Raw genomic sequence first — 13,693 nt, forward strand, 5'->3', positions numbered from 1 at the left:
CCAAGCCATCTCTATGCTGCGTGTCCTCTTCAAACGCTTTCTCAACGTCGTGAAATGGTTTGCCATCGGCAGTGTGTTGCTGGTGCTGCTGTTTCGTGTGGTGCCGCCACCGTTCACTGCGCTGATGGTGGAGCGCAAGGTCGAGTCCTGGGTTGACGGTGAGCCTATCGACCTGCAACGCAGCTGGGTGCCGTGGGATGAAATCTCCGACGACCTTAAAGTGGCGGTGATGGCCGGTGAAGACCAGCGCTTCCCGCAACATTGGGGTTTTGATTTCGGCGCGATCCAGGCGGCGATTCTGCACAACGAACGCGGCGGCTCGATTCGCGGTGCCAGCACCTTGAGCCAACAGGTGTCGAAAAACCTGTTCCTGTGGGCCGGGCGCAGCTATTTGCGCAAAGGCCTGGAGGCGTGGTTTACCGGTTTGATCGAAGTGTTATGGCCCAAGCAGCGGATTCTTGAGGTGTACCTCAACAGCGTGGAATGGGATGAAGGTGTGTTTGGCGCAGAGGCGGCGGCGCGGCACCATTTTGGCGTAAGTGCCAAGGGGCTTTCGCGGCAGCAGGCCAGTTACCTGGCGGCGGTGTTGCCCAATCCACGGGTGTGGAGTGCCAGTCATCCGACCGCCTATGTGGCACGGCGAGCGGCGTGGATTCGCCAGCAGATGAGCCAGTTGGGTGGGGAGGGTTACCTGGTGGAGCTGAACAACTCTCGAAAGGCACCCTGGTCCGACTGACACAATACGAGACCTGTGGGAGCTGGCTTGCCTGCGATAGCGGTGGGTCAGTAACCCATGCTTCATCTGACACGGCCTCATCGCAGGCAAGCCAGCTCCCACATTAAACCGAGTTGTACTTGAGACTTTTCGAACACATACAAAAATGCCCCGATCTTTCGACCGGGGCATTTTTTGTTCGCTGCGTTTTAAGCGGCGATCGACAACTTCAGCTTGTTCATCGCGCTTTTCTCAAGCTGACGAATCCGCTCTGCCGACACGTTGTACTTCTGCGCCAGGTCGTGCAGCGTGGCTTTTTCTTCTGCCAGCCAACGCTGGTAGAGAATGTCACGGCTGCGGTCGTCCAGCACTTCCAGCGCTTCGTGCAGGTTGTGGTTGGAGTTGTCGCTCCAGTCGGCGTCCTCCAGTTGACGCGCCGGATCGTACCGGTGGTCTTCCAGATAGTTGGCCGGCGATTGGAAGGCGCTGTCGTCATCCGCTTCGGCGGCTGGGTCGAAGGCCATGTCATGGCCGGTCAGGCGGCTTTCCATCTCGCGCACTTCACGGGGCTCCACACCGAGGCTTTCGGCCACGCGGTGGACTTCTTCGTTGTTCAGCCACGCCAGGCGTTTTTTCTGGCTGCGCAGGTTGAAGAACAGCTTGCGCTGGGCCTTGGTGGTGGCCACTTTCACGATGCGCCAGTTGCGCAGGATGAACTCGTGGATTTCCGCCTTGATCCAGTGCACGGCAAACGACACCAGGCGCACGCCCATTTCAGGGTTGAAGCGCTTCACAGCCTTCATCAGGCCTACGTTGCCTTCCTGAATCAGGTCGGCCTGGGCCAGACCGTAACCGCTATAGCTACGGGCGATATGTACGACAAAACGCAGGTGGGCGAGCACCATCTGCCGAGCCGCCCCCAAATCCTGCTCATAGTAGAGACTCTCGGCCAGTTCACGCTCCTGCTCGGGCGTCAGCAATGGAATGCTGTTGACCGTGTGCACATAGGCTTCCAGGTTCGCACCCGGGACCAAGGCATAAGCAGGTTGCAAAGAAGTGGTCATACGAAAAAACCTCCGACTCACATAACTCGTGCAGTTCAGCACTGCGAAAATTGACCTGGGAACCGTAGGACAAGTTCCCTAAACCGCTGATACGGTCAATACAAACGAAACCACATTAATCTGGCATTAACTACTTCGGCGCCAGCTCACGTAAATGCCGTGCCACCGCAATCCACGCACCGATATACCCCAACAACACCGCGCCAAGCAAGAGACTCAGACCATCGGCTACCGGCACACCGGCCAACGCGAAATCACTGCCGTAGAGCCCCGCCAGGCCGACAACCGCGTCGTTCAACCAATCCAGGCCAAACGCCAGTACGCCCCAGGACAAGACCCCCGCACCCAGGCCATACAGCGCGCCCATGTACAGGAAAGGCCGACGCACATAGCTGTCTGTGCCGCCCACCAGTTTAATCACTTCTATCTCGGTGCGACGGTTTTCAATATGAAGACGAATGGTATTACCTATCACCAAAAGTAATGCAGACACTAATAACACCGTCAGGCCGAACACAAAGCGGTCGCCCAGCTTGAGGATCGCGGCCAGGCGCTCTACCCAGACTAGATCAAGTTGGGCCTGTTGCACCTTCGGCATCCCTGCGAGTTTTTGTCGCAGGGCTTCCAGCGCCGGCTTGTCGACCTCGTTCGGCGTTACCAGCACCACGCCCGGCAGCGGGTTCTGCGGCAGCTCCTTGAGCGCCTCGCCCAGGCCCGATTGCTGCTGGAACTCTTCGAGAGCCTGGTCGCGGCTGATGTACTCGGCCTCGGCTACCCCCGGGATGTTCTTGATGTCGTCACGCAGCGCTTCGCCCTCCTTGCTGCTGGTGTCCAGGTTCAGGTACAGCGAAATCTGCGCCGCCCGCTGCCAGGAACCGCCCAGGCGCTCCACGTTATTAAGCAACAGCGACAAGCCCATCGGCAGGCTCAAGGCCACGGCCATGACCAGGCAGGTGAAAAAGCTGCCGATCGGCTGCTTGCCCAGGCGACGCAGGCTGTCCAGCAGGCTGGCGCGGTGGCTTTCGATCCAGGCGTGCACCAGGGTGCCGAAGTCCGGGCCGTCGTCTTCGTCGTGTTTTTTCTTTTTCGGTTGCGGGTCGGCCGGCTTCGGAGCCACCCGTTCGGATACTTTAGGGCTGCGTGTAGCACTCATACGCCAGCCTCCCCATCGCCGATCAGGCGGCCGCGTTGCAGGGTGAGCATGCGATGGCGCATGCGGGCAATCAGGGCCAGGTCGTGGCTGGCGATCAAGACGCTGGTGCCCAGGCGGTTGATGTCTTCGAACACCCCCATAATCTCGGCCGCCAGGCGCGGGTCGAGGTTACCGGTGGGCTCGTCCGCCAGCAGCAAAGCCGGGCGATGGACGATGGCGCGGGCGATACCGACACGCTGTTGCTGGCCGGTGGACAGGTCGCCGGGGAAGAGGTCGGTCTTGTCCGACAAGGCCACGCGTTCCAGGGCCGAGTCCACGCGTTTGACGATCTCGGCCTTGGACAGCCCGAGGATCTGCAACGGCAGGGCCACGTTGTTGAACACCGTACGGTCGAACAGCAACTGGTGGTTCTGGAACACCACGCCGATCTGGCGGCGCAGGAATGGAATTTGCGCATTGCTGATAGTGGCCAGGTCCTGGCCCGCCAGCAGCAACTTGCCGGTAGTCGGGCGTTCCATGGCCAGCAGCAGGCGCAACAGCGTACTTTTGCCTGCGCCCGAATGGCCGGTGACAAACAAGAATTCGCCGCGACGCACTCGAAAGCTCAGCTCATGCAAGCCCACATGCCCGTTGGCATAGCGTTTACCGACCTGTTCGAATCGAATCATGAACGCTCCCGCTCGGCAAACAGTGCCTGTACAAAGGGTTCGGCTTCAAAGGTGCGCAGGTCGTCGATGCCTTCACCGACGCCGATATAACGAATCGGCAACCCGAACTGTTTGGCCAGGGCGAAAATCACACCGCCCTTGGCCGTGCCGTCGAGCTTAGTCAATGCCAGGCCGGTCAGCTGCACCGTCTGGTTGAATTGCTTGGCCTGGCTGATGGCGTTCTGGCCAGTACCGGCGTCGAGCACCAGCAGGACTTCATGGGGTGCATCGGCGTCGAGCTTGCCGATCACGCGGCGCACTTTCTTCAGCTCTTCCATCAAGTTGTCTTTGGTGTGCAGGCGACCGGCGGTGTCGGCGATCAGCACGTCAATGTTACGGGCCTTGGCGGCCTGCACGGCATCGAAGATCACCGAAGCCGAGTCGGCGCCGGTGTGCTGGGCGATCACCGGGATCTTGTTGCGCTCGCCCCACACCTGCAACTGCTCGACGGCGGCGGCACGGAAGGTGTCACCGGCGGCGAGCATGACTTTCTTGCCTTCACCTTGCAGCTTCTTGGCCAGCTTGCCGATGGTGGTGGTCTTGCCAGCGCCATTAACCCCTACAACGAGGATGACGAACGGCTTTTTCGGCGTGATCACCAGCGGCGCTTCAACCGGTTTGAGCATGGCGGCCAGCTCAGCCTGCAGGGATTTGTACAGCGCATCGGCGTCGGTCAACTGCTTGCGCGCGACCTTCTGCGTCAGGCTCTGGATGATCACGGCGGTGGCTTCGACGCCCACGTCGGCGGTGAGCAGGCGGGTCTCGATGTCTTCGAGCAACTCGTCATCAATGACTTTCTTGCCCAGGAACAGGCTGGCCATGCCTTCGCCAATACTGGCGCTGGTCTTGCTCAGGCCCTGCTTGAGGCGTGCAAAGAATCCGGTTTTGCTGGTTTCGGTGGTGGCGACGACAGGCTCTGGCTCGATAGCGGCAGGTGCAGCGACAACCGGTGCGGACACTTCAACGACGGGCGGTATTTCAGCCACAACCTCTACCGGCGCCGGCTCAACCACTGCAGGAATCGGCGGCACGACGTGCTCGGCCTGAACATCCTCAACCAATGCCACGGGTTCTTCGGCCACGGGCAGCTCTAACCAGGGCTTGTGCTCAGGCTCAGGCTCAGGTTCCGGCTCGGCCTCGACGACCGGCTGCAACACCGGCTCAGCCATCGGTAACACCACCGGAACTGGCGTCTCGGCAACCGGTTCGGCTTCTATTACGGGTTCAGGGGTCGGTTCAGCGTGAACCTGCGGCTGTTCGACGACGGGTTCCTGCGGCTTTTTGCGCAGCCATCCGAACAGGCCTTTCTTCTCGCCAGCCGCAGCTGGGGTCTTCTTGTCGTCGTTGGAACCAAACATGGAGACGGCTATCTCAAGGTAGCGACGCGCCACAGGGTGCGCCGGTAAATAAAATTCGATGCGTAACAGACTGTTTTTTAGCCAGCTCGTTCATGCGCAACATTTTGTAAGGCCTAAATAGGGCCTTCACAAGACAGCCGCAGTGGCCGTCCTTAAGTCGGACCAGTATCCTAGCACCTCCTCGCCCGCCGACGCTAAGACCAAGCGGGCAGCCCAACAGGTTTAAAAACGAATGAATGCTCTAGCCCGCCGCGCCGCAGGCCTGCTGTTCAGCACAGTTTGTCTGCCTCTCTCAGCTTTGGCTGCCGATCCACAACCCACCCATGAATTCACCCTCGATAACGGCCTTAAAGTGGTCGTGCGCGAAGATCATCGCGCGCCGGTGGTGGTTTCCCAGGTCTGGTACAAGGTTGGCTCAAGCTACGAAACCCCGGGCCAGACCGGTTTGTCCCACGCCCTGGAACACATGATGTTCAAGGGCAGCGCCAAGGTCGGCCCCGGCGAAGCCTCGCTGATCCTGCGCGACCTGGGCGCCGAAGAAAATGCGTTCACCAGCGACGACTACACCGCGTATTACCAGGTATTGGCCCGTGACCGCCTGGGCGTAGCCTTTGAGCTGGAAGCCGACCGCATGGCCAGCCTGCGCCTGCCGGCCGACGAGTTCAGCCGTGAAATCGAGGTAATCAAAGAAGAACGCCGCCTGCGCACCGACGATAACCCCATGTCCAAGGCGTTCGAGCGCTTCAAGGCCATGGCGTTCCCGGCCAGTGGCTACCACACGCCGACCATTGGCTGGATGGCCGACCTGGACCGCATGAAGGTCGAGGAACTGCGCCACTGGTACCAATCCTGGTACGTGCCGAACAACGCCACTCTGGTGGTGGTCGGCGACGTGACCCCGGACGAGGTGAAAAACCTCGCCCAACGTTACTTCGGCCCGATCCCCAAGCGTGACGTGCCGCCGGCAAAAATCCCGATGGAACTGGCCGAGCCCGGCGAGCGCCTGCTGACCCTGCACGTGCAGACCCAACTTCCGAGTGTGATCCTGGGCTTCAACGTGCCCGGCCTGGCCACCGCTGAAGACAAACGTTCGGTGCAGGCCCTGCGCCTGATCTCGGCCCTGCTGGACGGCGGCTACAGTGCACGGATCTCCGAGCAACTGGAACGCGGTGAGGAACTGGTGTCCGCGGCTTCCACCAACTACGACGCCTACACCCGTGGCGACAGCCTGTTTACCCTCTCGGCCACGCCGAACCAGCAGAAGAAGAAAACCGTGGCCCAGGCCGAAGCCGGCCTGTGGCGCCTGCTCGATGAGTTGAAGGCCAAGCCGCCGACCGCCGAAGAACTGGAGCGCATCCGTGCCCAGGTGATTGCCGGCCTGGTGTACCAGCGTGATTCCATCACCAGCCAGGCCACGGCCATCGGCTCCCTGGAAACGGTCGGCCTGTCCTGGAAACTCATGGACACCGAGCTTGCCGACCTGCAAAGCGTGACCCCGGAAGACATCCAGAAGGCCGCACGCACTTATTTCACCCGCGAACGTCTGAGCGTCGCCCATGTTTTGCCTGAGGAGACCGCTCATGAGTGATCGCAAAAACAGCCGCCTGATCCTGCCCGGCCTGATCGCCGTCACCCTGATGGCGGCCAGCGCCGTTTACTTCTTGCGCCCCAGCGAGTCGGTCGCCAGCCAGGCCCTGGACAAGGCTCAAACGGCCAGCACCCTGCAATCCCTGGCGGAACTGGATGGCAAGGCACCGACCAACCGCAAGCTCGACGTACAAACCTGGACCACCACCGAAGGCGCCAAGGTGCTGTTCGTCGAAGCCCATGAACTGCCGATGTTCGACATGCGCCTGCTGTTCGCCGCCGGCAGCAGCCAGGATGGCGACGTGCCAGGCCTGGCACTGATGACCAACGCCATGCTCAACGAAGGCGTGCCGGGCAAGGATGTCAGCCAGATCGCCAGCGGGTTCGAAGGCCTGGGGGCCGACTTTGGCAACGGCGCCTACCGCGACATGGCGCTGGTGACCCTGCGCAGCCTGAGCGACAGCGCCAAGCGCGACGCCGCCCTGTCACTGTTCAACCAGGTGATCGGCCAGCCGACATTCCCGGCAGACTCGCTGGCACGCATCAAGAACCAGATCCTGGCCGGTTTCGAGTACCAGAAGCAGAACCCCGGCAAACTGGCGAGCATCGAGCTGTTCAAGCGCCTGTACGGCGACCACCCTTACGCGCACCCGAGCGAAGGCACCCCCGAGAGCGTGCCGAAGATTACCCTGGCGCAGTTGCAGGCGTTCCACGCCAAGGCCTATGCGGCGGGTAACGCGGTAATTGCAGTAGTGGGCGACCTGACCCGCGCCGAAGCCGAAGCCATGACGGCCAAGGTCTCCGCCTCGCTGCCCAAGGGGCCGGCGATGGCCAAGATCGCCCAGCCGACCGAGCCAAAAGCCGGCCTGAGCCGTATCGAGTTCCCGTCCAAGCAAACCCACCTGCTGTTTGCGCAGTTGGGCATCGACCGTGCCGACCCGGATTACGCAGCCTTGTCCCTGGGTAACCAGATCCTCGGCGGCGGTGGCTTCGGCACTCGCTTGATGAGCGAAGTGCGTGAAAAGCGCGGCCTGACCTACGGCGTGTATTCCGGTTTCTCACCGATGCAGGTGCGCGGCCCGTTCATGATCAACCTGCAGACCCGCGCCGAAATGAGCGGTGGCACCTTGCGCCTGGTGGAGGACGTATTGGCTGACTACCTCAAGACCGGCCCGACGCAAAAGGAACTGGATGACGCCAAGCGCGAGCTGGCCGGCAGCTTCCCGCTGTCCACCGCCAGCAACGCCGATATCGTCGGGCAGTTGGGTGCCATGGGTTTCTACAACCTGCCGCTGAGCTATCTGGAAGATTTCATGAAACAATCCCAGGCCCTGACCGTCGATCAGGTCAAGGCTGCAATGAACAAACACTTGAGCGCCGACAAGATGGTCATCGTGACCGCCGGCCCGACGATTGCGCAAAAGCCACTACCGCCCCCCACTGATAAACCTGCCGAGCAGCCGCTCGGGGTTCCGGAGCATTAATGGCCAGTTCATCTCGCCCGAAAAAACCTGTCCACAACGTGCATAACGGTGTGGGCCAACTGCGCATCATTGGCGGTGAATGGGGCAGCCGCAAGCTGAGCTTCCCCGACGTTGTGGGCCTGCGCCCGACGCCTGATCGCGTGCGTGAAACCCTGTTCAACTGGCTCGCGCCGTACATAGGCGGGGCCAAAGTGCTGGACCCGTTCGCCGGCAGCGGCGCGCTGTTCCTGGAGGCGCTGTCCCGTGGCGCGGCCCAGGGCCAGGCGCTGGACGCCAGCAATGTGGCGGTGTCCAGCCTCAAGGAGCACCTGGGCACGCTGCGTTGCACCACCGGCCAGGTGCAGACGGCCGACGCGCTGCGCTACCTGGAAACCCAGGCGGCGACTGAATACGATGTAGTGTTCCTCGACCCACCGTTCAACCAGAACCTGCTACCGGCCGTCTGCACTCTGCTGGAAGAACGCCAGTGGCTGGCACCGGATGCCTGGATCTACACTGAGAGCGAGACCGCGCCCTCCACGCTCGGCCTGCCAAGTGGCTGGCGCCTGCACCGGGAGCAGAAGTCCGGGCGGGTGTATTACGCGTTGTGGCATCGTTTGGTCGAAAACGCCGCCTGATCGTGTGGCTAGAGATTGCTCCCGCTGGGCTGCGAAGCGGCCCTGAAACCTGCCAAGGTGTTCCGACTGAATAAACGCAGTGTTCTTGATGGGGCCGCTACGCGGCCCAGCGCGAGCAAGCTCGCTCGCCACAGTGAGTTCACTTGCCACCGAGAGCGTCATGACCCCTTCTTGCGACCTGTTCAAACCCGCCTTCGGCCTCGGCAACCCCCACTTGCAGACACTGTGGGGGCCGCTGTGGCGGCCGACCACCCACATCGAGCGTCAGCGTGAGCGCCTGTGGCTGGAGGATGGCGACTTCCTCGATCTCGACTGGCATGGCCCCCATGACGTGCAAGCGCCCTTGGTGCTGGTGCTGCATGGGCTGACCGGTTCGTCCAATTCACCCTATGTGGCCGGCCTGCAAAAAGTCCTCGCGACCCAAGGCTGGGCCAGTGCCGCGTTGAACTGGCGCGGCTGCTCGGGCGAGCCCAACCTGCTGGCTCGCAGTTATCACTCCGGCGCCAGCGAAGACCTGGCGGCAGCGATTGCTCATCTGCGCGCCAAGCGGCCGTTGGCGCCCTTGTATGCGGTGGGTTATTCCCTGGGTGGCAATGTGTTGCTCAAGCATCTGGGGGAAACCGGCAAGGCCTCGGGTCTGCAGGGCGCGGCGGCGGTATCGGTGCCGTTTCGCCTGGATCAATGCGCCGATCGCATCGGCCTGGGGTTCTCGCGGGTATATCAGAAGCACTTCATGCGCGAGATGCTGACGTACATCCGCGTCAAGCAACGCCAGTTCCTGCAGGACGGTCGTGAGGATGGGCTCAAAACCCTGGAGGCCCTTGGTTCCCTGGAAAAGATGCGCACATTCTGGGACTTCGACGGGCGGGTAACCGCGCCGCTGCATGGTTTCATCAGTGCTGAAGACTATTATCGCCGCGCATCGAGCCGCTATTACCTGGGCAATATCCGTACGCCTACGTTGATTATCCAGGCGGCCGATGACCCTTTTGTGTTTGCGCACAGCTTGCCTGATGCGCGTGAACTGTCGGACTGTACTGAGTTCGAGTTGCTGGCCAAGGGCGGGCATGTGGGGTTTGTGGAGGGTTCGCTGAAGCGCCCTGGTTACTATTTGGAGCGCCGGATCCCGCAATGGCTCCAGACCCAATACGGTCAATAGTGTGGGAGCTGGCTTGCCTGCGATAGCGGTGGGCCAGCCAACGTTGAGGTGGCTGACACTCTGCTATCGCAGGCAAGCCAGCTCCCACACTTTGATGAAGTGCTCACACCTATCGTTTAATCGCCCTGCGCAATTTCCCGGGCTGGATCGGTAATCCACTCACTCCACGACCCCGCATACAACTTGCCCAACGGGTACCCCGCCAGGCTCAACGCAAACAGGTTATGGCACGCCGTCACCCCAGACCCGCAATACGCCACCAGCTCCTGAGCCGGGCGCCCTTGCAACTGCGCGGCAAAGCGTTGCTTGAGCTGATCAGCCGGCAAGAAACGACCATCACTGCCCAGGTTTTCACTGAACGCCGCACATTGCGCACCAGGGATATGCCCGGCAATCGGATCGATGGGCTCCACTTCGCCACGAAAGCGCGGCTGGGCGCGGGCGTCGATCAAGGTCAGGCCAGGTTGGCCCAGGCGTTTTTGCAGGTGTTCGGCATCCAGCAACAGACGATTATCCGGCGTACCGTCGAAGGTACCTGGCGCAACCACAGGCGCGTCCAGGCTCAAGGGGAAACCGGCGGCATGCCAGGCCTTGAGGCCACCATCCAGAATAAACACGCCATCACGCTTGCCCAGCCAGGCCAGCAGCCACCAGGCACGGGCGGCGTAGGCACCGGGGCCGTCGTCATACAGCACCACATCGGTGTCGGCACTGATGCCCCAGGCCCGCAGTTGCCTGGCGAACGTGTCCGCCGCCGGCAAAGGATGACGACCGGTCACGCCCTTGGTCACCGGGCCGCTCAGGTGGCGCTCAAGGTCGGCGTATTGCGCGCCCTCGATATGCCCTTCGGCGTAACTGCACAAGCCGTAGTCCGGGTCTTCCAGGGCAAAGCGGCAATCCAGGATCACCCACCCGCTCGACTGTTGGCGCTCGGCCAATTGCGGGGGGCTGATCAGTTGGGCAAGCGGCATGACTGACTCCTGTGCATACAAAGGGGAAAGGTCTTACTTCACTTCTTCCAGTGCCTGATTCAACGGCACGTAAAACTCTTTGAACAAGGCATCCACCGCCTCTTTAGCCTGTGGCGTAACGAACCCCGCCTCCAGCACCAGCACCTGGTACACCCCGCGCTTGATCGCCTCGGCGCTCAGGTGGGTGGATTTTTCATTGGTGGTACACAAAAAACGCACCCACGAGGTAAGGATGATCCACGCATTCAGGGTCAGGGCTTCGGTTTGCACCGGGTCCATATTGAGAATGCCGGCATCGACAAAGCCTTGGTAGATCGCGCCGCCCTGGATCAGGCAACGCTGGGAAAAACGCCGGTAGCCGGTCGCCAGTTCCGGGTCGCTCTCCAGCAGGTGTTCGAGGTCGCGATGCAGGAAGCGATAACGCCACATGCCGGCCAATACGGCTTGCAGGTAAAAGCGTTTATCCTCCACCACCATCGTGCGTCCCTGGGGTGGGCGCAGGAAACTGTCTACCAACGCTTCATATTCGCGGAACAGCACGGCGATGATCGCCTGCTTGTTAGGGAAGTGGTAGTACAGGTTGCCCGGGGAAATTTCCATGTGGGCGGCAATGTGGTTGGTACTGACACTGCGCTCGCCCTGCTGGTTAAAAAGCTCCAGGCTGGTTTGCACAATGCGCTCGCTGGTCTTTACTCGTGGTGCCATAGGGGATCAGCTTCTATACACGGGATGGGGCATCTTACGGCCTAACCCGGCCAGGATAAATCTGGATGTTACTGCAATGTTATTTGACAATTTAGAGCAATGACTCTAAAAATCCAGGCAGACCAATAACAATCGGTGCCGCGCCATGTCTGCCAACGTTGCCTACCTGCAAGATTCCCAGGCGCTGGATCAGCTCCAGAACCTGTTCAACGCCCAACGCCGCGCCTTCGTCGCCAACCCGATGCCGCCGGCCGGGCAGCGCCAGCAATGGCTCAAGGCTTTGCGGGATCTGCTGAGCGACGAACGCCAGGCGCTGATCTATGCGATCAGCCAGGACTTCAGCCATCGCAGCGCCGACGAAACCCTGTTTGCCGAATTGATGCCTAGCCTGCATGGCATTCACTACGCGAGCAAACACCTCAAGGGCTGGATGAAACCTTCCCGCCGCGCTGTAGGCATTGCCTTCCAGCCCGCCTCAGCCAAAGTCATTTACCAGCCATTGGGCGTCGTCGGCGTCATCGTGCCGTGGAACTACCCGCTATACCTGGCCATCGGCCCGTTGGTGGGGGCATTGGCGGCCGGTAACCGAGTGATGCTCAAGCTCAGCGAGTCCACGCCGGCCACCGGTGAGCTGCTCAAGGCGTTGCTGGCCAAGATCTTCCCCGAGGACCTGGTGTGCGTCGTGCTGGGCGAAGCTGACGTGGGCATGGCGTTTTCCAAGTTGCGCTTCGATCACCTGCTGTTCACCGGCGCTACCAGCATAGGCAAGCACGTGATGCGTGCGGCGGCCGAAAACCTCACGCCGGTGACTCTGGAGCTAGGCGGCAAATCGCCAGCCATTGTCTCGGCCGATGTGCCACTCAAGGACGCCGCCGAACGCATCGCCTTCGGCAAAACCTTGAACGCCGGGCAAACCTGCGTGGCGCCAGATTATGTGCTAGTACCGGAAGATCGCGTGGAAGGCTTTGTCGAGGCCTATTCCAAAGCCGTGCGCGGGTTTTATCCGACGCTGGTCGACAACCCGGACTACACCGCCATCATCAACGAACGCCAACTGGCCCGGCTCAATGCCTACGCCAAGGACGCCACCGACAAAGGCGCCACCTTGATCCCGCTGTACGAGCAGGGCCAGGCGCGGCGAATGGTCCACAGCCTGCTGTTGAATGTCAGCGACGACATGACCGTGATGCAGGACGAAATCTTCGGCCCGCTCCTGCCCATCGTGCCGTATCGCGGCCTTGACCAAGCCTTTGCCTACATCAACCAGCGACCTCGACCACTGGCCTTGTATTACTTCGGCTACAACAAAGGCGAACAAGCGCGGGTGCTCCACGAAACCCACTCCGGTGGCGTGTGCCTGAACGACACCTTGCTGCACGTCGCTCAGGACGATATGCCGTTCGGTGGCATCGGCCCGTCAGGCATGGGCCATTACCACGGTCACGAAGGTTTCCTGACGTTCAGCAAGGCCAAGGGTGTGCTGGTCAAACAGCGCCTGAACGCAGCGAAGTTGATCTACCCGCCTTATGGCAAGTCGATCCAGAAGCTGATCCAGAAGCTGTTTATCCGCTGATAACCGCCACCTTCGGGACTATAAAAACAATGAACCCCAGCCTGACTGATTCACCCGCGCTGTCACGGCGCGGCGTCTTGAAAATCGGCCTGTGTGCCAGCGCCTTCCTCGCCACCGCCGGGTTGGGCGCCAGCCTCAGCGGTTGCTCCAGCAGTACGCCGGCCAGCGGCTTTGCGATGTTGCGCGCCAGCGACTTGCCGTTCTTGCGGGCGGTAATCCCGGTGCTGCTAGAAGGCGCGGCCAGTGCTGAACAAGTGCTTGCCGGTATTGAGGGCACCCTGAAAAAGCTCGATTACAGCCTGCAGCACTTGTCCCCCGAGATGTTCAAGCTCACCCAGCAATTATTCGACGTACTGGGCATGGGCATCACCCGTGGCCCGCTGACCGGTATCTGGGGCAGTTGGGAAAATGCCAGCAGCGAACAGATCCGCAATTTCCTGCACCGCTGGGAAAACAGCTACCTGAACCTTTTGCGCATGGGCCAGGGCTCGCTGCTCAAGCTAGTGATCATGGCCTGGTACTTCCGGCCCGAGTCCTGGGCCCATTGCGGCTACCCCGGCCCGCCCAAGATCTAGCCTGGGCCATCCCCCAAGATTGCAT

The 13,693-nt window shown here is 61.2% G+C and carries 13 protein-coding genes; 7 read left to right on the forward strand and 6 right to left on the reverse strand.

Annotation, left to right across the window (positions count from 1 at the left end; translation table 11 throughout):
• Positions 1-13 precede the first annotated feature (13 nt).
• Entirely contained in the window at positions 14-736 is a 723-nt protein-coding gene (gene mtgA / locus AC4PS6_RS09015; protein ID WP_014720337.1) for a monofunctional biosynthetic peptidoglycan transglycosylase, read from the forward strand.
• A gap of 188 nt (positions 737-924) precedes the next feature.
• Here the strand turns inward: mtgA and rpoH are convergent, their stop codons facing one another.
• The 4 genes from rpoH to ftsY form a co-directional block, all read right to left on the reverse strand.
• Positions 925-1,779, reverse strand: a complete 855-nt coding sequence (gene rpoH, locus AC4PS6_RS09020; RefSeq protein ID WP_003176698.1) for an RNA polymerase sigma factor RpoH — start codon at positions 1,777-1,779, stop codon at positions 925-927.
• A gap of 130 nt (positions 1,780-1,909) precedes the next feature.
• Positions 1,910-2,932, reverse strand: coding sequence for a permease-like cell division protein FtsX (ftsX, locus tag AC4PS6_RS09025; protein WP_014720338.1), 1,023 nt, complete (start codon positions 2,930-2,932; stop codon positions 1,910-1,912).
• Positions 2,929-3,600 carry a cell division ATP-binding protein FtsE gene (gene ftsE, locus AC4PS6_RS09030; RefSeq protein ID WP_003195112.1) on the reverse strand — a complete coding sequence of 224 codons (672 nt, stop codon included), beginning with the start codon at positions 3,598-3,600 and terminating at the stop codon, positions 2,929-2,931. The genes ftsX and ftsE overlap by 4 nt, the downstream gene beginning before the upstream one ends.
• The gene (gene ftsY, locus AC4PS6_RS09035; protein ID WP_032902274.1) at positions 3,597-4,997 is read right to left on the reverse strand and encodes a signal recognition particle-docking protein FtsY; all 1,401 of its coding nucleotides are present in this window, start codon (positions 4,995-4,997) and stop codon (positions 3,597-3,599) included. The genes ftsE and ftsY overlap by 4 nt, the downstream gene beginning before the upstream one ends.
• A 232-nt stretch (positions 4,998-5,229) precedes the next feature.
• Here ftsY and AC4PS6_RS09040 point away from each other — a divergent pair, with 232 nt between their 5' ends.
• From AC4PS6_RS09040 to AC4PS6_RS09055, 4 genes are all read left to right on the forward strand, one after another.
• Positions 5,230-6,585, forward strand: a complete 1,356-nt coding sequence (locus AC4PS6_RS09040; protein ID WP_014720340.1) for a M16 family metallopeptidase — start codon at positions 5,230-5,232, stop codon at positions 6,583-6,585.
• A complete protein-coding gene (locus AC4PS6_RS09045; RefSeq protein WP_019817760.1) occupies positions 6,578-8,068 on the forward strand; it encodes a M16 family metallopeptidase in 1,491 nt (496 codons plus the stop codon). Before AC4PS6_RS09040 ends, AC4PS6_RS09045 begins: the two co-directional genes overlap by 8 nt.
• Positions 8,068-8,685 carry a 16S rRNA (guanine(966)-N(2))-methyltransferase RsmD gene (gene rsmD / locus AC4PS6_RS09050; RefSeq protein WP_014720342.1) on the forward strand — a complete coding sequence of 206 codons (618 nt, stop codon included), beginning with the start codon at positions 8,068-8,070 and terminating at the stop codon, positions 8,683-8,685. The genes AC4PS6_RS09045 and rsmD overlap by 1 nt, the downstream gene beginning before the upstream one ends.
• A 160-nt stretch (positions 8,686-8,845) precedes the next feature.
• On the forward strand, positions 8,846-9,844 hold the full coding sequence (locus AC4PS6_RS09055) for a hydrolase (protein WP_336826821.1): 999 nt from the start codon (positions 8,846-8,848) through the stop codon (positions 9,842-9,844).
• 116 nt (positions 9,845-9,960) lie between these two features.
• Here AC4PS6_RS09055 and AC4PS6_RS09060 read toward each other — a convergent pair whose 3' ends face one another.
• Both AC4PS6_RS09060 and AC4PS6_RS09065 read right to left on the reverse strand, forming a co-directional pair.
• The gene (locus AC4PS6_RS09060) at positions 9,961-10,815 is read right to left on the reverse strand and encodes a sulfurtransferase (protein ID WP_014720344.1); all 855 of its coding nucleotides are present in this window, start codon (positions 10,813-10,815) and stop codon (positions 9,961-9,963) included.
• Positions 10,816-10,848: 33 nt separating this feature from the next.
• Positions 10,849-11,520, reverse strand: coding sequence for a TetR/AcrR family transcriptional regulator (locus AC4PS6_RS09065; RefSeq protein WP_005792294.1), 672 nt, complete (start codon positions 11,518-11,520; stop codon positions 10,849-10,851).
• Between the two features lie 145 nt (positions 11,521-11,665).
• On the opposite strand from AC4PS6_RS09065, the gene AC4PS6_RS09070 reads away from it, so the two are divergent.
• Together AC4PS6_RS09070 and AC4PS6_RS09075 are read left to right on the forward strand one after the other, a co-directional pair.
• The gene (locus AC4PS6_RS09070) at positions 11,666-13,093 is read left to right on the forward strand and encodes a coniferyl aldehyde dehydrogenase (protein WP_019817763.1); all 1,428 of its coding nucleotides are present in this window, start codon (positions 11,666-11,668) and stop codon (positions 13,091-13,093) included.
• A gap of 29 nt (positions 13,094-13,122) precedes the next feature.
• Entirely contained in the window at positions 13,123-13,668 is a 546-nt protein-coding gene (locus tag AC4PS6_RS09075; RefSeq protein ID WP_014720346.1) for a hypothetical protein, read from the forward strand.
• The last annotated feature ends 25 nt before the right edge of the window (positions 13,669-13,693 follow it).

It is taken from the genome of Pseudomonas sp. DW-iso17, from assembly GCF_058725345.1.